Source organism: Acinetobacter sp. BMW17, assembly GCF_001592855.1.
GTDB classification, from domain to species: domain Bacteria; phylum Pseudomonadota; class Gammaproteobacteria; order Pseudomonadales; family Moraxellaceae; genus Acinetobacter; species Acinetobacter johnsonii.
The window spans coordinates 27,949-47,945 of record NZ_LSOD01000027.1 but is presented as its reverse complement, the minus strand read 5'-3'; the positions used below and the strand labels follow the sequence as shown (position 1 = coordinate 47,945).

Annotated in this window: 23 protein-coding genes, 2 tRNA genes and 1 riboswitch; of the genes, 18 read left to right on the top strand and 7 right to left on the bottom strand. The window is 41.0% G+C overall.

Annotation, left to right across the window (positions count from 1 at the left end):
- Position 1: 1 nt before the first annotated feature.
- The 6 genes from AXW61_RS08130 (at position 2) to panD (ending at position 2,753) form a co-directional block, all read left to right on the top strand.
- Positions 2–76: transfer RNA gene (locus AXW61_RS08130), tRNA-Gln, on the top strand.
- A 90-nt stretch (positions 77–166) separates the two neighbouring features.
- Positions 167–241, top strand: a tRNA-Gln gene (locus AXW61_RS08125).
- A gap of 36 nt (positions 242–277) precedes the next feature.
- The gene (locus AXW61_RS08120; RefSeq protein WP_004695513.1) at positions 278–1,231 is read left to right on the top strand and encodes a ribose-phosphate pyrophosphokinase; all 954 of its coding nucleotides are present in this window, start codon (positions 278–280) and stop codon (positions 1,229–1,231) included.
- A 101-nt stretch (positions 1,232–1,332) separates the two neighbouring features.
- A complete protein-coding gene (rplY, locus tag AXW61_RS08115; RefSeq protein WP_004695511.1) occupies positions 1,333–1,629 on the top strand; it encodes a 50S ribosomal protein L25 in 297 nt (98 codons plus the stop codon).
- Positions 1,630–1,647: 18 nt separating this feature from the next.
- Positions 1,648–2,229, top strand: coding sequence for an aminoacyl-tRNA hydrolase (pth, locus tag AXW61_RS08110; protein ID WP_004695508.1), 582 nt, complete (start codon positions 1,648–1,650; stop codon positions 2,227–2,229).
- Between the two features lie 143 nt (positions 2,230–2,372).
- A complete protein-coding gene (gene panD, locus AXW61_RS08105; RefSeq protein ID WP_004695506.1) occupies positions 2,373–2,753 on the top strand; it encodes an aspartate 1-decarboxylase in 381 nt (126 codons plus the stop codon).
- Between the two features lie 63 nt (positions 2,754–2,816).
- Here the strand turns inward: panD and AXW61_RS08100 are convergent, their stop codons facing one another.
- Together AXW61_RS08100 and AXW61_RS08095 are read right to left on the bottom strand one after the other, a co-directional pair.
- A complete protein-coding gene (locus AXW61_RS08100; protein WP_062033960.1) occupies positions 2,817–3,419 on the bottom strand; it encodes a GDYXXLXY domain-containing protein in 603 nt (200 codons plus the stop codon).
- Positions 3,416–5,200 (bottom strand): DUF2157 domain-containing protein, encoded by a 1,785-nt coding sequence (locus tag AXW61_RS08095; protein ID WP_062033959.1) that lies wholly within the window; start codon positions 5,198–5,200, stop codon positions 3,416–3,418. The genes AXW61_RS08100 and AXW61_RS08095 overlap by 4 nt, the downstream gene beginning before the upstream one ends.
- A 246-nt stretch (positions 5,201–5,446) precedes the next feature.
- Positions 5,447–5,609, top strand: a riboswitch (FMN riboswitch).
- A 105-nt stretch (positions 5,610–5,714) separates the two neighbouring features.
- On the opposite strand from AXW61_RS08095, the gene ribB reads away from it, so the two are divergent.
- Positions 5,715–6,374 carry a 3,4-dihydroxy-2-butanone-4-phosphate synthase gene (gene ribB / locus AXW61_RS08090; protein ID WP_004695499.1) on the top strand — a complete coding sequence of 220 codons (660 nt, stop codon included), beginning with the start codon at positions 5,715–5,717 and terminating at the stop codon, positions 6,372–6,374.
- A gap of 62 nt (positions 6,375–6,436) precedes the next feature.
- Here the strand turns inward: ribB and AXW61_RS08085 are convergent, their stop codons facing one another.
- Positions 6,437–7,048, bottom strand: a complete 612-nt coding sequence (locus tag AXW61_RS08085; protein ID WP_062034015.1) for a LysE family translocator — start codon at positions 7,046–7,048, stop codon at positions 6,437–6,439.
- Positions 7,049–7,133: 85 nt separating this feature from the next.
- Entirely contained in the window at positions 7,134–7,619 is a 486-nt protein-coding gene (locus tag AXW61_RS08080; protein WP_005400387.1) for a DUF1289 domain-containing protein, read from the bottom strand.
- A gap of 180 nt (positions 7,620–7,799) precedes the next feature.
- Here AXW61_RS08080 and AXW61_RS08075 point away from each other — a divergent pair, with 180 nt between their 5' ends.
- The 4 genes from AXW61_RS08075 (at position 7,800) to AXW61_RS08060 (ending at position 10,374) form a co-directional block, all read left to right on the top strand.
- Complete coding sequence (locus tag AXW61_RS08075) at positions 7,800–8,732, top strand: rhodanese-related sulfurtransferase (RefSeq protein WP_062033958.1); 933 nt, start codon at positions 7,800–7,802, stop codon at positions 8,730–8,732.
- Between the two features lie 214 nt (positions 8,733–8,946).
- Positions 8,947–9,246 (top strand): hypothetical protein, encoded by a 300-nt coding sequence (locus AXW61_RS08070; RefSeq protein ID WP_062033957.1) that lies wholly within the window; start codon positions 8,947–8,949, stop codon positions 9,244–9,246.
- A gap of 77 nt (positions 9,247–9,323) precedes the next feature.
- Positions 9,324–9,938 (top strand): DedA family protein, encoded by a 615-nt coding sequence (locus tag AXW61_RS08065; RefSeq protein ID WP_062034014.1) that lies wholly within the window; start codon positions 9,324–9,326, stop codon positions 9,936–9,938.
- 22 nt (positions 9,939–9,960) lie between these two features.
- A complete protein-coding gene (locus AXW61_RS08060) occupies positions 9,961–10,374 on the top strand; it encodes an ABZJ_00895 family protein (RefSeq protein ID WP_004695488.1) in 414 nt (137 codons plus the stop codon).
- Between the two features lie 64 nt (positions 10,375–10,438).
- On the opposite strand, the gene AXW61_RS08055 is transcribed toward AXW61_RS08060, so the two are convergent.
- A complete protein-coding gene (locus tag AXW61_RS08055) occupies positions 10,439–11,332 on the bottom strand; it encodes a LysR family transcriptional regulator (protein WP_062033956.1) in 894 nt (297 codons plus the stop codon).
- Between the two features lie 103 nt (positions 11,333–11,435).
- Between AXW61_RS08055 and AXW61_RS08050 the strand changes: the two genes are divergently transcribed.
- The gene (locus AXW61_RS08050; RefSeq protein WP_062033955.1) at positions 11,436–12,038 is read left to right on the top strand and encodes a LysE family translocator; all 603 of its coding nucleotides are present in this window, start codon (positions 11,436–11,438) and stop codon (positions 12,036–12,038) included.
- Positions 12,039–12,155: 117 nt separating this feature from the next.
- Here the strand turns inward: AXW61_RS08050 and AXW61_RS08045 are convergent, their stop codons facing one another.
- Both AXW61_RS08045 and AXW61_RS08040 read right to left on the bottom strand, forming a co-directional pair.
- Positions 12,156–12,680 carry a YecA family protein gene (locus tag AXW61_RS08045; RefSeq protein ID WP_062033954.1) on the bottom strand — a complete coding sequence of 175 codons (525 nt, stop codon included), beginning with the start codon at positions 12,678–12,680 and terminating at the stop codon, positions 12,156–12,158.
- 70 nt (positions 12,681–12,750) lie between these two features.
- The gene (locus AXW61_RS08040) at positions 12,751–12,960 is read right to left on the bottom strand and encodes a hypothetical protein (RefSeq protein WP_004982817.1); all 210 of its coding nucleotides are present in this window, start codon (positions 12,958–12,960) and stop codon (positions 12,751–12,753) included.
- Between the two features lie 433 nt (positions 12,961–13,393).
- On the opposite strand from AXW61_RS08040, the gene rpoD reads away from it, so the two are divergent.
- From rpoD to AXW61_RS08010, 6 genes are all read left to right on the top strand, one after another.
- Positions 13,394–15,280: an RNA polymerase sigma factor RpoD gene (gene rpoD / locus AXW61_RS08035; RefSeq protein WP_062033953.1), complete on the top strand. Its 1,887-nt coding sequence runs from the start codon at positions 13,394–13,396 to the stop codon at positions 15,278–15,280.
- Positions 15,281–15,402: 122 nt separating this feature from the next.
- Positions 15,403–15,690, top strand: coding sequence for a DUF493 domain-containing protein (locus tag AXW61_RS08030; RefSeq protein WP_010327321.1), 288 nt, complete (start codon positions 15,403–15,405; stop codon positions 15,688–15,690).
- A 162-nt stretch (positions 15,691–15,852) separates the two neighbouring features.
- The gene (gene lipB / locus AXW61_RS08025) at positions 15,853–16,512 is read left to right on the top strand and encodes a lipoyl(octanoyl) transferase LipB (RefSeq protein WP_062033952.1); all 660 of its coding nucleotides are present in this window, start codon (positions 15,853–15,855) and stop codon (positions 16,510–16,512) included.
- Positions 16,513–16,590: 78 nt separating this feature from the next.
- A complete protein-coding gene (locus tag AXW61_RS08020; protein WP_004982822.1) occupies positions 16,591–17,124 on the top strand; it encodes a hypothetical protein in 534 nt (177 codons plus the stop codon).
- Between the two features lies 1 nt (position 17,125).
- Complete coding sequence (locus AXW61_RS08015) at positions 17,126–18,310, top strand: iron-containing alcohol dehydrogenase (protein ID WP_062033951.1); 1,185 nt, start codon at positions 17,126–17,128, stop codon at positions 18,308–18,310.
- Positions 18,311–18,575: 265 nt separating this feature from the next.
- Positions 18,576–19,970 carry an APC family permease gene (locus AXW61_RS08010; RefSeq protein WP_004695470.1) on the top strand — a complete coding sequence of 465 codons (1,395 nt, stop codon included), beginning with the start codon at positions 18,576–18,578 and terminating at the stop codon, positions 19,968–19,970.
- The last annotated feature ends 27 nt before the right edge of the window (positions 19,971–19,997 follow it).

Here is a 19,997-nt window from a genome sequence, read left to right as displayed (position 1 = left end):
TAGGGGTATCGCCAAGTGGTAAGGCACCGGTTTTTGATATCGGCATCCGTTGGTTCGAATCCAGCTACCCCTGCCATTTTCCAAAAAAGACAGAACAACACTTTGCTGTTCTACTGTTAATTTACCTTGACAGAAAGACGCAAAAATATTAAAGTTCTGCCGCATTAGGGGTATCGCCAAGTGGTAAGGCACCGGTTTTTGATATCGGCATCCGTTGGTTCGAATCCAGCTACCCCTGCCATCTAATTCCTAAATTGCCAACCGCCAAGGGTGCTTCATGCCCAATCTTGTCGTTTTTAGTGGATCTGCACATCCACAATTCGCCCAAAAAGTCGTAAGCCACTTGCACATCCCTTTAGGTGCTGCATCTATTGGTCAATTTTCTGACGGTGAAATTGCTGTCGAAATTACTGAAAATGTTCGTGGTAAAGACGTATTTATCGTACAACCTACTTGCGCCCCAACGAATGATAACCTGATGGAAATCCTCGTTATGGCTGATGCTTTGCGTCGTGCAAGTGCTGGTCGTATTACCGCAGTGATTCCTTATTTCGGTTATGCGCGTCAAGACCGTCGTCCTCGTTCATCACGTGTTCCAATTACTGCAAAAGTTGTCGCAGATATGCTGACAACTGTAGGAATTGACCGTGTGGTAATGATCGACCTTCACGCTGACCAAATCCAAGGTTTCTTCGATATCCCTGTAGACAACATCTACGGTACACCAGCGCTTTTAGCTGACCTTCGTCAACAATCTCATGATAACCTCATGGTGGTTTCTCCTGACGTTGGCGGCGTCGTTCGTGCACGTGCTGTTGCTAAACAAATGGGCGATATTGACCTTGCTATCATCGACAAACGTCGTCAAAAGGCAAACGAATCACAAGTCATGCACTTGATTGGTGATGTTAAAGGCCGTGACTGCGTCATCGTAGATGACATGGTGGATACTGCAGGTACGTTATGTAAAGCTGCTGATGCATTGAAAACATTTGGTGCGCGCAAAGTGGTTGCTTATGCAACTCACCCTGTTTTATCAGGTAAAGCTATCGAAAACTTGAAAAACTCTGTGATTGATGAATTGGTTGTTACAGACACCATTCCTCTTTCTGAAGAAGCTCAAGCTCTTGGTAAGATTCGCCAAGTTTCAGTTGCGAGTATGGTTGCTGAAACAATTCGTCGTATTAACAACGAAGAATCTATTAGCGCAATGTTTGATTCTTATCTATAATATAGCGCTGAATTTTAAAAGCCCTGCCCAGTGCAGGGCTTTGTCTCACTAGGTCGGTCGCAGATCTAGTTTATTTAAAACTTAAATTAAGGATGTCTATCATGGCAAACTTCGTATTAAACGCTCAAGCGCGTGAAGCAGCTAACCAAGGGAAAGGTGCGAGCCGCCGCCTTCGTCATGCTGCTCAAGTTCCAGCTATTATCTACGGTGGTGCTGCTGAACCTGTAGCTGTTACTTTAGAACTTCGTGAGCTTGTTAAAGCTTTAGAAAACAACGCTTTCTTCGAAGAAGTTGTTGAAATCAAAGTTGGCGACAAAGTTGAAAGCGTTAAAATCAAAGCGTTACAACGTCACCCAGCTAAAAACACGCCTATGCACGCTGACTTCGTTCGCGCATAAGTGTTATTGGTGTAATTAGTGTCAAATATTTCACTGATTGTTGGTTTGGGCAACCCAGGTTCTGAGTATGCCCAAACCCGCCATAATGCAGGCTTTTGGTTTGTTGAACGCCTTGCAGAACAATATGGCATTACGCTTAAAAAAGACCCAAAATTCAATGGAATGAGTGGGCGTGGTAATATCGAAGGTCAAGACGTCCGTCTGCTATTACCCACAACCTTTATGAACCTTGTTGGTAAAAGTGTTGTTCCTTTCGCGAAATTCTACAATATTGCTCCAGAAGCAATACTGATTGCTCACGATGAACTGGATATGAACCCCGGTGTCATTCGCCTAAAAACAGGTGGTGGTCATGGTGGTCATAATGGTTTACGTGACATAGTCCCTCATATCGGTCCAAACTTCCATCGCTTACGCATTGGTATTGGTCACCCCGGTTCAAAAGAACGTGTTTCAGGACATGTCTTAAGCAAAGCACCAAGCAATGAACAAAATTTAATGGATGACGCAATCCATCACGCATTGGCTCGCACTAAAATGCTGGTGAATGGTGAGATTCAGCCTGCCATGAATCAAATCAATGCTTACAAACCAAACTGATAAGTCAAAAAAATGTTGAACCATGCTGCTTGCTATACTGTCATTTTAAAGGCAAAATGCGCTTGCCTGATTGCTTATCCAGCAAGTTCAGATTGATTCAACCATAAGATAACGATCTTAGGTCCACTCAGGAGACGCTAGCCATGCTATCTCGTTTATTAAAAGCAAAAATCCACCGTTGTGTTGTTACTCAAGCTGAACTTCATTATGAAGGTTCATGTGCAATCGATGGTCTTTTATTGGATTTAGCCGGTATCCGCGAATATGAAGAAATTCACATGTGGAACGTGACTAATGGTAAGCGTTTCAGTACCTATGCAATTCGTGGTGAAGAAGGTTCTGGCATCATTTCAGTCAATGGTGGTGCAGCACATCAGGCCGATGTAGGCGATTTAATGATTATTGCTACCTTTGGTGATTTTACAGAAGCTGAAGCAAATGCACATAAACCACGTTTAGTTTATGCAAATCCAGACAATACTGTAAGTCACATGGCAAACTGTATTCCAGTACAAGTGGCTTAAGCTCAATAAATTAAAAAATCCGCTGCGTGCGGATTTTTTAATGAGTAGAATAATGCAATTGGATCAATTCTGAGTAGCACGAAACCCGCTCAACCAATCTCGTTTGCTCTCACAGCCTAAATCTTGTAGCTGATCACCTTTCAATTCCGTGAGTATCGCACTGCCCTGCTCATCGACTTTAAACTCAGCATATTCTGCCTGCTGATAACAATCCACTAAACCTTCTGCAAATAAAAAACTTCTCGACGCAGGATAAAGCCCGCTATAGCGATTATTCGGGTTTTGTAAAATCAGTCGAGCTGTACGAACATTTTTCGGCAACTCAAAATAGCTATGGATCACGCGCCCCTGTGAATCGAGTTCAACATAAGTGAGCACCGAAGATTTGTTCTTAATCACTTCATCAAAATAATGACCTGAAAAAATCTGATCTTCTTGATTGATGTTGACTGGGCTGGTACTTTTTGGACTCAAATGCTGAGGCGCAAAATAAAGTTGATAATTCAGCGCCATATAATCCCCCTGAATAATCGAACGCGGGTCTACAGGTTGCAAACGCACATACATGCTTTGACTATTATTTAAGTGCCATTCATTTTTAAAAATTAAGCCTAAAAATACCGCGATGCTGAGTAATGCCAAAGCAAGAGGAATCATTTTCTTCATATGCTGAACTCCTCTTTTTGCTTAAATAGCATCAAGCTCAATGTCAGCAAGAGCAACATCAGACCTGACAAGAACATGCTTAAACTTTTAATTAGGAAGGTCACGTCAAGGGAATAATATAAAAACCCTAAAATTACAGCGAAAGTTGCCAGCGCAAATCCATAGATTACTTTATCTTGTGTTTTTAATGCCCATGAAATAATGGCCAAACAAATAAAAATATCGAAATAACCATAAAAAATCAGCCCTACTGCAAAAGTAGTCAAAATAAAATGCGCAAATAAATGAAACTGCTTTTGAATATGTAAAAAGACAAAAAGTACAAACCATAAAATCGGTAAGCCAAAAGCCAATATCGGAATATGCTCAATTTTCGCTAATTCGTATTTCCCAAATAAAGTATAAAAACCCATAGAAAATAGAATAATCCCAAGTGCAGAAAGTAATAAACTGCGTTGATATTCAGTTGGCTGTATGAATTTTATGGCCAAAATTCCCAGATAAAAAACATAATTCCAAAGTGCTAGATAAACAAAATTTTCAACAATATTACGCCAACTGAGATGTGCATTGATATCCCAAATACACGCCACACCTGCTGCATATAAACCCAAAATTTGAATAAAGACAAAGAACCAATGTGTTCGCATGAAATAAGCGAGTGCTAGCATCGCCAATTGTAAAAATAGAATAGGAAGAATTTGATTGATTAAATCAACGGTGTGAAAGATCACCGCAATTTGTCCTGCAACCCAAAGACAATAAGCAAATTGTCTTAAAAACAAACTTTGTTTGGCTTTTAACAGATAAGCTGCCAACACTACAAAGACAATACCCATAATCAAAGAGAAATTCCCAAAAAAGGTCAGCATCAACGTAGCAAAGACGATGCCCGCAATCCAAGCTCCCACGGCAAGTGGAATAGCATTGAACCGACTATGTGGAATAAATTTAATCAACATGTAAGTGATGAAAGCAAACCACGCAAAAATAATCAGTGCGATAAAAAATAATTCAAAAATTTCATTCTGACCAAACCACTCCATCACCGCCTTCACAATGATCAAGGTAAAGCTAATGCCTAAGCCAACTGCTGAAAGTGCGCTACATAGCTGATCTTTATTTTGATAATAGTAAGCCAGTGAAATGCCCAACAAGAGAAAAGACACTGTGAAATAAAGAATGCTTTTATCCGCATAGAGATACATCGCCATATGCCAAATCGAGAGAATGGCAAACCATAGTAAGAATAAATAACGAAGTTTCGAAAAATATTTATTGCAGAAATAGAATTGAATCAGTGCAAATACATGAATACTGATTAAAAAGAGATCTGGATATTGATCCCCCCAAAAGGTTTGTATAAAAAACAGAAACAGCGCCAATTGGCTGATAATACATAAAAGGAAAAATACCCCGATATTCGGACGATATAACCACGGTAAAAGCAGCACAGACCAAAGTAGAAATAATAAATAGCTGTCAGCACCCGTTTGATAAATTTGACCAATCACAGCCAGACTTAAACCAATCATCAAACCACAGATACTATGTAAACATTGCACGAGAAAATCATGTTTTGTCAGCCACAAGCTGCAAATCGCACTAAGTAACAATAACAACTGAGGAATAGCCAGCTGAATATTCTGTGGCAACATAAACCAATTAGCAGCAACCAAATACAGCATACTGACCGCAATGAGGGTAAAGCCAAAAACTTGAAGATGCTTGATGAAGGATTCAGCATTCCAAGAATATTCAGACTCACGAATTTTAATCACTCTGCCCCCTCTCTTATTTTTATCTTGATCATTTCAAACCATTCAACCTATAGAAAAAACTTCTTATTCATGTTTTATGGTTCTTCTAAAGTATTCATTTTTGAACATTAAACTCATACTAAATGAAATCATGCGGAGAGAGTGTTGGTCTTTAGCAAAGCTATAGCAAAAATTATTCTATGTATAAAACTGATCATTCTAAAACTCCCCCTGTTTTTCTAAATATTTAGCACTATAATGGATTTACATCGCTTCAGGGCGGGGTGAAATTCCCCACCGGTGGTAAGTTCAGTTGAATGACTCAGACTGAATCAGCCCACGAGCCAGCCAAGCAGAAATCATCTATTTGGCTCGCAGATTTGGTTCAATTCCAAAGCCGACGGTATAGTCCGGATGAAAGAAGACGACGTGACCAATAGAATCTCAGGTACAAACCTGTGAGGATTTATTGCTACGCCAATTTTTCAAAGTCCTGAAATGTTCAACCGTACTTCAATTTTACGCGAGCGTTTCAATGTCTAGTTTGATTCAACCCGAAATTTTCTTTTCAGCCCTTTCTCCAGCTGAACAACGTATCCAACAAGCTTTAGAAGATATCCGCCAAGGCAAACCTGTTTTGGTGATGGATGACTTTGACCGTGAAAACGAAGCCGACCTCATTGTGGCTGCTGAAACTCTCACCGTCGAAACAATGGCACGCATGATTCGTGATGGTTCTGGCATTGTCTGTTTATGTCTGACCGATGAACTGGCCGATCACTTAGACCTTGTGCCTATGGTGTCAGATAACTCAAGTCAGTTTAAAACAGCATTCACTGTGACCATTGAAGCTGCAACTGGCGTGACTACTGGTGTGTCTGCACAAGATCGTACCACCACAGTCAAAGCAGCAATTAAAGATGGGGCTGTTGCCAGCGACTTAAACCGCCCTGGTCATGTATTCCCGCTTCGTGCACGCCAAGGCGGTGTGCTCACCCGTCGCGGTCATACCGAAGGGACGATTGATTTAGCACGTTTAGCAGGCTTAAAACCAGCAGGTGTCTTGTGTGAACTGACCAATGCCGATGGAACTATGGCCTCTGGCATTCAAGTGTTGGCATATGCGCAAACACATCAATTGACTGTGATCACCATTGAAGAATTGGTGCAATATCGCATTAAACACGGAGTTTAATTTTTAGGCTCCTAATCAAAAAGCCTCCATGTTGGAGGCTTTTTGATGCAATACCATCAGCATCAAACAAAGACAGTATAAATACCATAGAGCGCAATTGTGACCAATATCGCACCACAAACGCCTAACAGCTTATTGTACAAAGCGGACTGCGATAGTTTATTAAAACCCAAATAAACCAAAGACAACGTGCTGAAGTCTAGAATAATCCAGAGAATGGTCAATAGTACAAGGCTGACATCGACATCACTGGTTACCCCAATGAACTGTGGGAAAAATGAGGCAAAGAAAATAATATCCTTCGGATTTGAAATCCCCACCAAGAAACCTTGCTTAAAGCCCCCCTGCACCGTCTTTAGTTGCACAGGTGATGTTTCTGTTTCTTGTGCAATGGCTTCTTTTAAAATTTGAAAACCGAGATAGGCAATATATACGCAGCCTAAAATTTTAATCGCATTTAGCCAATGCTCTGCAATGTTTAAAAAGCCTTTTAAGATGAGCACAGATAGTACAATGAGAACCAAAGAAGCTAAATTCGTCCCAAAAATGGTTTTTAAGGCTTGTTTATATCCACCTTTTAGACCTGCACTGGCAACCAACAACATCACTGGCCCAGGTGTTGCGATCATGACCACTACAGCCGTACAGTACAACACCAGCTCAAATACATTCACCATCGAAAAAAACCTTTTCCCCAGTCACTCTCGCAAATAGCTTAGGTATGCGGAGTATTCTTTTTCTATATCAAACCAAGAGGACTTATTCGTCCTCTTCCATATGGATGAGATGTTGCCGAATTGCGTCAGCACGCAAAAAAGCCAAATCATAACTGGCTGTAGCAAGTGCAAGAACACGGCGCTCAAACTCTTGCCAAATCGATTTCACTTGCTGCGCTTGAATGCCTAAACCACTTTCTTCGGTAAAGTTCTTATTTTTTTCACATACTTTTAACGCATGATAAAGCTTTCGCCCTTTTGATGCATCGGGACGCAAACGAACGCGTTTAGATAAAACAAAAGCTTCGACCTGCTGCACATCAGCAAAAGGCAACATTGGCACTAAAATTTGATCTAGTTGTGCATCTAAGCGTTGCCAAACTGAACGATGCTGCTCCGAAGTGTAGGTATTCCACTGAATCACTTCATGATTAAAACGACGACAACCACGACACACAGAATCACCAAATACCGTTGAACAACGCCCTGCACATGGGGTCAAAGAGGCAATTCGACGATCTGTACTCAAAACATACTCCTGTTAATAAACGCACCAAAACAAAACGGATTTTGTCTTTGGCAACTGAATATACACGCTCCCCTACCACTTGAGAAGCCATTTAAAATGTTTACTTATCTCGCATCTTGATTCAATTCCATGTAAAATGTGCGCCTTAAAATTATCTATCAAAATACATTGGAGTACTCCATGAACGCTACTGTAGAACAGCTTGCACCTGTAGAACAGCAAGCGACGACTGGTTGGGTTGTTGCCGCACTTTATCAATTCAAAGAAGTTCAAGATCCTGCTGATCTTCAACAACGTCTTTTAGACTTGGTAAAAACCATCAACCTATGTGGTACTCTGATTGTAGCGGGCGAAGGCATTAATGGTACGGTTGCAGGCGACCGTGCCGCGATCGATATGATTCATCAATTCCTTCTGAATGAAGGTTTTAACGAAATGGAATACAAAGAGTCTGACAGTGCAGACAAACCATTTCGTAAAATGAAGATTAAACTTAAAAAAGAGATCGTGACTTTAGGCGTTGAAGTAAAGCCACGTGATTTAGTCGGTCACTACCTTGATCCGAAAGAATGGAATGACCTGATTGCTCGTGATGACGTCATTTTGATCGATACTCGTAATGACTATGAATACAAAGCCGGAACATTTAAGGGTGCTATTGACCCGAAAACAGAAAGCTTCCGCGAATTTCCAGAATACGTTAAACAAAACCTTGAACAGCACAAAGATAAAAAAATTGCGATGTTCTGTACAGGTGGTATCCGCTGTGAAAAATCGACCTCTCTTCTTCTTCAAGAAGGTTTCAACGAGGTTTATCACTTAAAAGGCGGTATCTTAAAATACTTAGAAGAAACCCCTGCTGAACAAAGCATGTGGGAAGGTGAATGTTTCGTTTTTGATGGCCGTACTGCCGTCACTCATGGTGTTGAAGAAGGCCTTAACATTAAGTGTCATGCTTGTGGTTGGCCACTTCTTCCTGCTGAAGCAGAAGAACCTAGCTATGAACATGGTGTGTCATGCAAATACTGTATCGACAACACCTCAGAAAAACAAAAAGAAGGCTTCCGTATGCGCCAGTCACAAATTGCTGCGGCTAAACGTAAACGCCTTTAAAATCATTCAGATGATTTAAGTCAAGAATAAGCCCTCAAATGAGGGCTTATTCTTTTATGCAGTTCGCGTTTTTTAAAAATATTTAACAATTTTGTCACAACATTGAACTCAATCTGAGCCATACTGTATAAATAATAAGCTAAAGTGGTGCCCTGAAGGTCTCCACATAACAATAAAAATGACATGCCTAAACGACGAAAATAGGATGATTGCCATGCATAAAATAATCATGCCACGCCATCGCACACTGATTCGCAATGCCGCAGCAAACCGTATCGAGCAATATCACAATACTAGCTTCAACCAAATCAAAGCCAAGCTTGAACAGCGCACGCATTTATTTATCGTGGTTTTGGGCATGTTGATTGGTTCAAGTATCGCGCTCGGCATTGGTTACCATCTAAGCTCAAATCTTTTAAATTATACGTTGCTCAGTTTAATCCCAGTTGCACTGGCCTATAGCTTACGTAAAGTCTATATTCACACCCTGACCCATACCCGTTTCGATGAATAGAAAACAATACATTTCAATTCTTTACCCACATGCGATAAGTCCTTAAAATAACTTATCGCATTTATTTTATGGTTTATATGAACCTCACTGCATGGATCATCTCCGTCATGGAACAACTGGGTTATTGGGGAATAGCCTTACTGATGTTTCTTGATAATGTTTTTCCGCCCATTCCTTCTGAAATTATCATGCCTTCGGCAGGTTATGCCGCATCACAAGGTGAGTTGGTGTTAGTTGGGGTCATTATTGCAGGATGTATTGGTTCACTCTTTGCCGCAGCAGTGCTGTATTGGATTGGCTATCAATGTAAACAAGAGTACATTTTCAGATGGGTCGACCACTATGGTAAATATCTATTTATCAAATCCACCGATGTGAAAAAATCCTTAGATTGGTTTGAGCAGTATGGTCACCGTATTGTATTTTTTGGTCGCATGATTCCTGCGGTACGTTCACTGATTAGCATCCCTGCGGGAATGAGCCGTATGCCCTTTTGGAAGTTCATGTTCTATAGTGGGCTCGGTACGATTATCTGGACGACATTTTTAGCAACAGTCGGTTATTACTTTGGTGAAAACCAAGCACTGATGCATCAAATTTTTAGCAAAGTCGGTTATGTCATTATTGCCATTGTCGCTGTGATTATCCTTTGGTTTTTATATCGCAGACATTTAGGTAAAACACGCGGCTAATTTATTTATTTTGGGGAAATACATGAAACACTATTTACTGCATTTTGCGGCGGTATATAGCATTGCTTTGGTGCTGTTAATCACCGTACTGGTCTTTGGTTTAAACCTTGGCGGCTTAACCTTAATTCCGACTTTAGTGGCTTGTGCACTAATTAGTGTCGGGCACTTCGTAAAAAAAGAACACCGTGTTCCAAACAATCATGAAAAAATTCAACTGGTTTGGGGTTCAAGTGCTGTCGCAATTATCATCGGTAGTTTCTTTGTACTTTTTTTAGTGCTAATGAACCCCAATGCTGAAGCGATTATGAAATCCGTCGATAATGCTGGCATTGGACTCACCGCTGTCGTTATGCTGTGTATGGTCGCGATTCATGGTGCTATTTTTCATATTGCCTATGGTTGGTACGCAGACTATTGTTTTAAAAAGTTGCCATAAAAAAAGCACCTCGTTTGAGGTGTTTTTTTATGGTCTATAGATAGCGATCAAATGCCGCACGTGATTAGTGTTTTTGAGCGGAAAGTGCCATTAACTTTGTTTGGCTAAATCTCATTTCTTCAATCAACCAATCTTTAAAAATGACTTTATGCGGATCATCCTCAATAGGAGATGCGGAAAGTAAATAATAAGCGGAGCCGTCTTGCACAATCGGGGTAAGCATATCTAACATTTGAAAATCAAGTTCTTTTTCAACCATATAGGCTGACACTACTGTTGCCCCTAACCCTGCTAAACATGCCTCTATACACAAATAAAAATGTTCCAATGCTACTTTTTGAAAATGCGTAAACTGGGCTTTATATGCATCCTTAAATTGTGTCCAAATTTTAGGTCGCGAACTGGAAATAAACAGCTGAGACATCGACGCTAAATGATTATGACGCGATACCCCAACCATATGCTCATCAGCCATTTTTTCGCTATAAATGGCCTTGCCCCACTCAAAATCATTACGCCTTAAGGCCAAGTCAATGTTTTGCGCTTTAAAATCCGCTTCTCCACCCGCTGTTAACAAACTGATATCAATCTCAGGATAACGCAGCTTAAATTGAACCAAGCGCGGAATCAGCCATTTCATGGCGATGGTCGGCTCACAGGATAAGATTAAGGTCTTCTTCTCATTCTTCTTTTCTCTTGTCATCTGCACGAGGCACTGGTCAATCTGAGGAAACACCTGCTCACAACAATCAAACAGTGCGAGGCCATCACCCGTCAGCTGTAACTTTTTGCAGTCACGAATAAATAAACGACGCCCAAGTGCCTCTTCCAAATTTTTTAACTGCTTACTGACCGCCCCTTGAGTCACAAAAAGTTTTTCAGCAGCGATGGTGACACTGTCATAGCGGGCGACATAATAAAAAAACTTAAGAGAATTCAGTGACACGCGCTCAATCATTCCAAAAACTCATCGATAGGAAAGAATTAAAATCGATTTTCACTATAGCAAATATATGAAAAATATATAAATCCTTTAATTCAATCCGAACAAGGATCAATGAGTGAATGAAATTATAGCGATTGCAATCATCACCCTACTTGCAGTCATCAGTCCTGGTGCTGACTTCGCTTTGGTCAGCCGAAATAGTTATCTATATGGGCGCAAACAAGGGATCTATACCGCATATGGTATTGCTTGTGCTGTATGGATCCACATTAGCTATAGCGTACTGGGGCTCAGCTTCTTAAAGCACTACATTCCAAACCTATTGCATATCATTCAATATATTGGCGCACTGTATCTGATGTATATCGGGTACAAAACATTTACCCAACAGCAAATTAATGACCATGTAACTCATGCTTTGCTGCGCCCACGGCAAGCATTTATACAAGGTTTTCTGGGCAACAGTTTGAATCCCAAAACTACGCTATTTGTGATGAGTATCTTTACACAGTTACTGCGAGGCAATCATGGTCTAACGCATTTAATCGGTTATGGCATGTTTATCTCGGCCAGTCATCTGCTGTGGTTTTTGCTCATTTCACTATTCTGTTCAACCCCAGTGATCCGAAATAAAATTTTACGCAAACAAGTGAGTATAAACCGTGTCATCGGTACCGTACTCGCAACTTTAGGACTTTGCTTATTTCTCACAAACTAAACATGAGTGATACCTGCATTTAAACACTAAAATTTGGGCATAAAAAAACGTCCTCTAGGGACGTTTTTTTATTTGCTTGCTAGTGCCTACGTCGCTGATGTCACGACGCAAGAACAATTATGCTGGCGTATGATACATGAGATAAAGTTCGTTTAAGTTCTCTGGAATTTCTTCTGCAAGCTCATCCATTAACTGACCGTTACGACGGAAAGTTTCCATTTGCGGATCTTCTTCATCAATCCCACTAAATACCATAATTGGTAAAGTAAGATCGACCAGTTGCTCTTCAAACTCAGGCGTGAACCATGCATCTTCATTGAGGAACATTGCATCGACAAAACCAACGCTCCAATCCCCTAGACTTGACTCAACATCGGCCTCTTCAATTTCAAAAGGAAATTCAATCCCTTCTTCATTGGCAAGGTTTTGACGAATAGACTCAAGCCAAGCTTTCACTTGTAAGATGATCTCGGCAGGCACTTTCTTTTGATTATTATCAAAAAGTTCATCCAACCATTTTGCAAAAGTAGGACCAACTGCAATTGCACACAAAAAACCATGAGTCGCTGCAAAATCTAGACCATACTCATTTTGGTCACCATCTAGATATTCACTCAATAAGTCTAAATCTAAAGCACTCATTTCAAATCCAAATTCAGAAACTGATTAGGGCATTAGCATAGCATTTTCAGACACGATGCTACATCTGATTTTAGTCTTCTTCGTCGTCAAAATCGTCGTCATCGTCGATGTCGTAATCAAAATCTTTAAGCTCACGTTCCAAACGGCGCTGTGCAAGAAGGTCATCAATCAGGCGACGTTTTTCTAATGATTCTTTCGCACTAATTTTACTTGATGACTCATCAAAATTAACATCATCATCAGCGTAGTTATCATCTAGTTCAAAATCTGTAGAAGACACTAAAACTACCTCATAGTGAAAAAATGTGAAGGGTCTTAGCCGCTATTTATATGGGTTCCAGAACCTTGTCAAGTTTTATTTGCATTTAGAGCAATTAATTTGATTTTTAGTCTTTATTTCTAACCAATTTTTATGGCATGATATAATCCACCCTGCGTCTTTGTAGTTTACGACTTTAAATGGTCACATAAAATCCAAATCTTTCAGATTGCAAATTTGGATTTTGAACTTGAGTACGCTCGGGATGAACTTGAAAACAACAAATTCACCCCCATCTAAATCACTGAATTTATATTTTTAATATTTTATCAGGCAGCTTTTTGCTGACTATCCCTGATGGAATACGCAGTTATTTACAAATAAGTTTATGAAGCAAATTGTGCCCAGATGCACAGTTTTCCACTGCCACAGATTCAACGAAGAGTAAGCAAAGATGAGCGATATGACTTCCCCTACTTCACAAGTAGCGGCTCTGATTAGCCGAGGCAAAGAGCAAGGTTACCTAACTTACGCTGAGGTTAACGATCATCTCCCAGACTCGATCACTGAAAGCGAACAGATTGAAGACATTATTCAAATGCTTCAAGACGTCGGTATTCCTGTGCACGAACGTGCGCCTGAATCTGATGATGCAATGTTTGAAGGCGGTAATGAAGCTGCCGATGAAGTTGCTGAAGAAGAAGCCGCTGCTGTTCTTGCCTCTGTAGAAAATGAACCCGGTCGTACCACTGACCCTGTCCGCATGTATATGCGTGAAATGGGTACTGTTGAACTGTTGACGCGCGAAGGCGAAATCAGTATTGCAAAACGTATAGAAGAAGGGATTCGTGACGTTCTTCACTCGATTGCTTACTGGCCAAATGCGGTTGAAGTGGTATTACAAGAATACAAAGATTATGAAGCAGGCGAACGTCGCCTTGCGGACATCCTTTCAGGTTATTTAGATCCTGAAACTGATGAAGCGATTCCAGAAGTCCTCGAAGAAGAGTCTGAAATTGATGAAGAAGATGATTCTTCAACCAAATCAACCAAAGATGTAAAATTGGATGATGACGAGGAAGAAGAAGAGTCTGAAAGTGATGATGACTCTGAGGGTGAATCTGGCCCAGATCCTGAAATTGCCAAAGCGCGCTTTGACGAACTGACTGCTGCTTGGAAAAACACCCGAACCATCATCGAGAAACATGGTCGTTCAAGCAAAGAAGCAGAAGACGCTTTAGAGTCACTTGCAACTGTGTTTATGATGTTCAAATTTACACCACGTTTATTTGACATCATTTCAGAAATGATTCGTGGTACACATGAACAAATCCGTACCTCTGAACGTGAAGTAATGCGCTATGCAGTACGTCGTGGTCGTATGGATCGTACTCAATTCCGCACCTCTTTCCCAGGTCAAGAGTCAAACTTTGCTTGGTTAGATGAACAAATTGCGAAAGCTTCGCCAGACCAAAAAGGCTATCTTGAAAAAGTACGCCCTGACGTTTTAGCGTTCCAACAAAAAATTGCAGACATTGAAAAAGATTTGGGCCTTGATGTTAAAGGCATCAAAGAGATTTCAAAACGTATGGCTGTAGGCGAAGCGAAAGCACGCCGCGCCAAAAAAGAAATGGTTGAAGCGAACTTACGTTTGGTCATCTCGATTGCGAAAAAATATACCAACCGTGGCTTACAATTCTTGGACTTGATCCAAGAAGGTAACATTGGTTTGATGAAAGCGGTAGACAAGTTTGAATACCGTCGTGGTTATAAGTTCTCGACTTATGCAACGTGGTGGATTCGTCAGGCCATTACTCGTTCGATTGCCGACCAAGCACGTACCATTCGTATTCCAGTACACATGATCGAAACCATTAACAAGATCAACCGTGTATCACGCCAACTTCTACAAGAAATGGGCCGTGAACCAACACCTGAAGAACTCGGTGAACGTTTGGAAATGGATGAAGTTAAAGTGCGTAAAGTGCTGAAAATCGCCAAAGAACCAATTTCGATGGAAACACCGATTGGTGATGATGAAGATTCACATTTGGGTGACTTCATTGAAGACAGCAACATCACTTCACCTGTCGATGCTGCAACATCTGAAGGCTTAAAAGAAGCAACGCGTGAAGTGCTTGAAAACTTGACTGAACGTGAAGCGAAAGTCTTGAAAATGCGTTTTGGTATCGACATGCCAACGGACCATACTTTGGAAGAAGTAGGTAAACAGTTTGACGTGACACGTGAACGTATTCGTCAGATTGAAGCCAAAGCTTTACGTAAACTTCGTCACCCTTCTCGTTCTGAACACTTACGTTCATTCCTAGAAAACGACTAACTGATACCGATACGTTGGAGACTTGAAATTTAATCACGAGTCTCCACTAAGTATTTAAGAGCAACACCTAACGTCTGCAGTTTCGTAGGCGTTTGAAATAAGGGGGACTGACGCTCATGACTATGTTAGACCGTACACCATCACGTGAATTACAAGAACATCTTTGGGTATTCCCTATGGACTACCCAATCAAACTCATTGGCTTTGCCAGCACTGAGTTACATGTTGCAGTGGTTGAAATTTTAGTCAAACATTTTCCAGAGTTTGATGGTGAATCGATCCAAGTCCAACCATCACGCACAGGTAAATACCATTCTTTAACTGCTCAATTGCGTTTTGAAGAATTAGAACAAGTTCATCAACTGTATGCAGACCTTGCGGCTTGTCCGTTAATTAAAACGGCGCTGTAATTCAAATGATGTATCAATGAGACACGCTTAAGAGCGTGTTTTTTTGTGCCTAAATTTTTGATCTATTGAATTCAGCTTATTCACTGAAGAAATCCCCCTACGCTCTAGATCTTTTCTTTATAATTTCATACATACTTTTTGTTTTATAAGGACGCAAGTGCCGTGTCAGATGACGTTCTCAAACCACAACTGATTATTCGTCAGTTTGATAATTTAACTTCTTATGCTGAGCGCTTTGTTGAAATGAAAACATTGACTGAACAACGGGATGCAGACACACCCGATGAACTTTGGATTCTGCAACATCATGATGTTCTTACTCAAGGTCAAGCTGGAAAACCTGAACACATCCTCATGAGCAGCAACATTCCCGTGGTACAAACGGATCGTGGGGGGCAAGTCACTTGGCATGGTCCTGGGCAGTTGGTTGCCTATTTTATGTTTGACCTCAATCGGCTTGGTTGGAACGTCCGTACCTTGGTGTCTTATGCTGAAAACCTAATGATTGAGTTACTCAAAAAATATAAGATTGAAGCCTATGCTAAACCTGATGCACCTGGCGTGTATGTCGATGGACGCAAGATTGGCTCATTGGGTTTTAAAATTCGTAAAGGCCGCAGTTATCATGGTTTATCCTTAAATATTGACTGTGACTTATTTGGTTTTCACACCATTAATCCATGCGGCTATGCGGGCTTAGAAATGGTGCGTATCTCAGACCTCAAATCAGACTACCCGCGTTTTGAAAACTTATGTGCCGACATTATTGAAACTTTACAGCACAGCGGTTACTTTAAAGAAGTTCAAGTACAGCATATATAAAGGCTTTGCTTTTCATGGAAAAATAAATTAGAGTATTTACTCTAAACTAATAATTATTTTTAGAAAGGACAACAGCGAGTGATTAACGTAAATTCAGTGAAACCCGCTCTGCAATTGACCTATGTCAAACTTATGATGGATGTGATTGGCCGAGGATTGGTCATGGCCAGCCAAGTCGATAGTGAAATTCAGCAAGAAGTTGCCAAATTTCCAGCCAATTTCACCTTATCGATGAATGTCTTTCCAAACGGCCCGGCTTTTTTAGCCAAAGTGACCGAAAACCATCAACTCGAACTACTTACTCCGGGAAGTTTAAAGGCAGATTTAACCATCACCTTTAAACATTTAAGCCATGCCTTTTTGGTGTTTTCATTTCAAGAAAGTACAGCACAAGCTTTTGCACACGACCGTATGATTGCAGATGGAGATATTTCCTATGCAATTCGCCTCGTCCGCTGTCTAAATAAAATGGAATCGTTGATTTTACCGAAAATGGTTGCGGAACTCGCAGTCAAAGAATACCCAACTGAATTGGGCTTAAAAGAAAAACTCACTGGTGCTGCAAATATTTATCTCAAAGTAGCCCAATCATATTTAAAACGGAGTGCATAACATGGCGAAGCCTTATTACGAATTTTTCTGTCCTGTAAAAGTGATCGCTGGTCATGCTGCTTTAGAACACATTCCGTTTGAACTGGCAACATTAGGGGCAACCCGACCTTTAATCATTACCGACAAAGGTGTACGTGCCAATCATTTACTGGCACCCATTGAAGCAGCATTTGAGTCTACCGATGCGGTGATTGGTGCAATTTTTGATGATGTTCCACCCGATTCAAGCTTAGAGACAGTACGTAAAGCGGCCAATTTATATCGTGAACACCAGTGCGATGCCATTATTGCTGTCGGTGGCGGATCGGTGATTGATACCTCGAAAGCCACCAATATTTTGGTGTCTGAAGGTGGTGATGACTTACTGAAATACTCTGGGGCACACAACCTACCTAAACCACTCAAACCCTTTTTTGTGATCCCAACCACATCAGGTACAGGGTCTGAAGTCACCATGGTTGCGGTGGTGTCTGATCCAGAGAAAAATGTCAAACTGCCATTCGCATCGTACTATTTAATGCCGCATGCTGCGATTCTCGATCCACGTATGACCCAAACCCTGCCACCGCACTTAACTGCGATGACCGCAATGGATGCCATGACCCATGCCGTCGAAGCCTATACATGCATGGCACACAATCCGATTTCAGATGCCTATGCTACGGCAGCAATTAAAAAAGTCAGCAATCATTTGTTTGATGTGCTGGATAATCCAAGCGATGCCAACGGCCGCTTAGAATTGGCTCAAGCTTCGACCATGGCTGGCATTGCATTTTCAAACTCGATGGTGGGCCTTGTACACTCACTTGGACATGCCTTAGGTGCAGTGGCACACTTGCCGCATGGACTATGCATGAACCTGTTCCTCCCTTATGTGCTTGAATTTAATAAGGAAGTGAATGGAGACAAGATTGCAGAGCTCCTGTTACCGCTTGCAGGGCCAGACATTTATGCGCAGACTCCTGCCCACTTACGTGCAGACAAAGCCATCAGCACATTACTCACCATGCGTGATCGCTTATTTACCCTAACCAAGTTACCCCGTACCTTGAGTGAAACAGGAAAAGTGACCTTAGAACAACTCGATGAGGTGGCAGAAAAAGCCCTCAACGATGGTTCAATCATTTACAACCCGAAAGAAGCCAGCTTAAAAGATTTAAAAGCAATTTTAGAAAAAGCTTGGTAATTCATAAAAAATCAGCCAATATAGCGACAATCTTAGCCTGATGCTTTTTTAAACATCGGGCTTTTATTTGCCATAAGGAATAATGCTTTCCTTATACCTATTGGCATAAAAACTGCTAAAAAATCTGAAAAAGTTACTGACAAAAGCGGCCAAATTAATGTAGATTGGCGCACTTTTGAAATTAAACACAGGGGGGATCGTTCGTCTCAAACGATCCTTATTAAACATGACTGATCCTTGATCAACGATTAAGAGGATAACGCCGTTGACTAATATTTCTGGGACTCAATCGGCAGCTAAACTGCAAAAAACGCTAGGTCTCTGGCACATCATTATTATTGGTTTAGCTTATATTCAACCAATGACATTATTTGATACTTTCGGTTTAGTATCAGAAGAAAGTCATTATCATGTGCCAACGTCATATATCATTGCTTTAATTGCAATTTTATTCACGTCGATCAGTTATGGTCACATGATTCGTCGCTACCCTTCCTCGGGTTCAGCCTATACCTATGCGCAAAAATCCATCCATCCGAATGTCGGATTTATGGTCGGTTGGTCATCATGGTTAGACTATTTATTGTCTCCAATGGTCAACATCATTCTTGCCGTGATTTACCTTGAGGCCTTATTCCCGGATGTAAACCATTGGGTCTGGGTGGTTGGTTTAACTGCATTTATGACCGCGGTCAACTTACGTGGTGCACGCTTCGTTGCAAACTTTAATGGTTTGATCGTTTTTGTGCAGTTGGGTGTGATTGCTTACTTCACGTGGATGGTTTACAGCTTGCTTGCTGGTGGCGTCAACGCAGATGGTACTTTGGTCAATGCTAAATATCAGTTATGGAGTTTAGAGCCATTCTGGAATGAGCTTACTTCACTGGGTGCCCTGATTACAGGTGCAACTTTGCTGTGCTTCTCATTCACAGGTTTTGACTCGCTCAGCTCGCTTGCAGAAGAAACAAAAGATACCGAGAAAACTCTACCTAAAGCGATTTTCTTAACGGCACTCTTGGCTGGTGTGATCTTTATTATCAGCACCTACTTCATGCAGATTTACTTCCCGAACGATCCAAAGACTTACTTTGAAGATGTTGCTGCAACACAGCCTGACATTTTACAAGCCGTCGGTGGCGTTGCGTTTAAAACGGTGGTGTTGTACTTCGCAATTGTAACTGTTATGGCATCGGGTATTTCGGCACATGCAGGCGTTTCACGCTTAATGTATGTGATGGGCCGCGATGGAGTGATTAACAAGAAGATTTTTGGTCATATTAGTCCGAAAAGCTTCACACCGTCTTATAACATTCTCATTGTAGGTGCTGTAGCATTAACCGCTGGCTTCATGGACTTAGACATCGTTATTTCGATGATCAGCTTCGGTGCATTAACTGCATTTACCTTTGTAAACTTATCGGTGATTTCAAGATATGCACTGCGTGATGGCCGCACAAAGAATATTAAAGATATCTTTAGCTTTGTGATAATTCCAATGTGTGGATTCCTCAGTATCTTTGCCATGTGGCTAGAGATTGAAGAAACCGCGTTGAAATTCGGTTTATGGTGGGCAATGTTTGGTATTTTATACTTAGGTTATAAAACCAAAGGCTTTAAGCAACCTGCACCACAACATAATGAATTTGACGATCCGCTCTAATCTTTCATTCAAAAAGAAAAAGACGCC

Excerpts from the sequence above, each read along its gene's own strand:
- AXW61_RS08120 (WP_004695513.1), top strand. The coding sequence starts at position 278 with ATGCCCAATCTTGTCGTTTTTAGTGGATCTGCACATCCACAATTCGCC.
- rplY (WP_004695511.1), top strand. The coding sequence starts at position 1,333 with ATGGCAAACTTCGTATTAAACGCTCAAGCGCGTGAAGCAGCTAACCAA.
- panD (WP_004695506.1), top strand. The coding sequence starts at position 2,373 with ATGCTATCTCGTTTATTAAAAGCAAAAATCCACCGTTGTGTTGTTACT.
- AXW61_RS08100 (WP_062033960.1), bottom strand. The coding sequence starts at position 3,419 with ATGAAGAAAATGATTCCTCTTGCTTTGGCATTACTCAGCATCGCGGTA.
- ribB (WP_004695499.1), top strand. The coding sequence starts at position 5,715 with ATGTCTAGTTTGATTCAACCCGAAATTTTCTTTTCAGCCCTTTCTCCA.
- AXW61_RS08075 (WP_062033958.1), top strand. The coding sequence starts at position 7,800 with ATGAACGCTACTGTAGAACAGCTTGCACCTGTAGAACAGCAAGCGACG.
- AXW61_RS08070 (WP_062033957.1), top strand. The coding sequence starts at position 8,947 with ATGCATAAAATAATCATGCCACGCCATCGCACACTGATTCGCAATGCC.
- AXW61_RS08065 (WP_062034014.1), top strand. The coding sequence starts at position 9,324 with ATGAACCTCACTGCATGGATCATCTCCGTCATGGAACAACTGGGTTAT.
- AXW61_RS08060 (WP_004695488.1), top strand. The coding sequence starts at position 9,961 with ATGAAACACTATTTACTGCATTTTGCGGCGGTATATAGCATTGCTTTG.
- AXW61_RS08055 (WP_062033956.1), bottom strand. The coding sequence starts at position 11,332 with ATGATTGAGCGCGTGTCACTGAATTCTCTTAAGTTTTTTTATTATGTC.
- AXW61_RS08045 (WP_062033954.1), bottom strand. The coding sequence starts at position 12,680 with ATGAGTGCTTTAGATTTAGACTTATTGAGTGAATATCTAGATGGTGAC.
- rpoD (WP_062033953.1), top strand. The coding sequence starts at position 13,394 with ATGAGCGATATGACTTCCCCTACTTCACAAGTAGCGGCTCTGATTAGC.
- AXW61_RS08030 (WP_010327321.1), top strand. The coding sequence starts at position 15,403 with ATGTTAGACCGTACACCATCACGTGAATTACAAGAACATCTTTGGGTA.
- AXW61_RS08015 (WP_062033951.1), top strand. The coding sequence starts at position 17,126 with ATGGCGAAGCCTTATTACGAATTTTTCTGTCCTGTAAAAGTGATCGCT.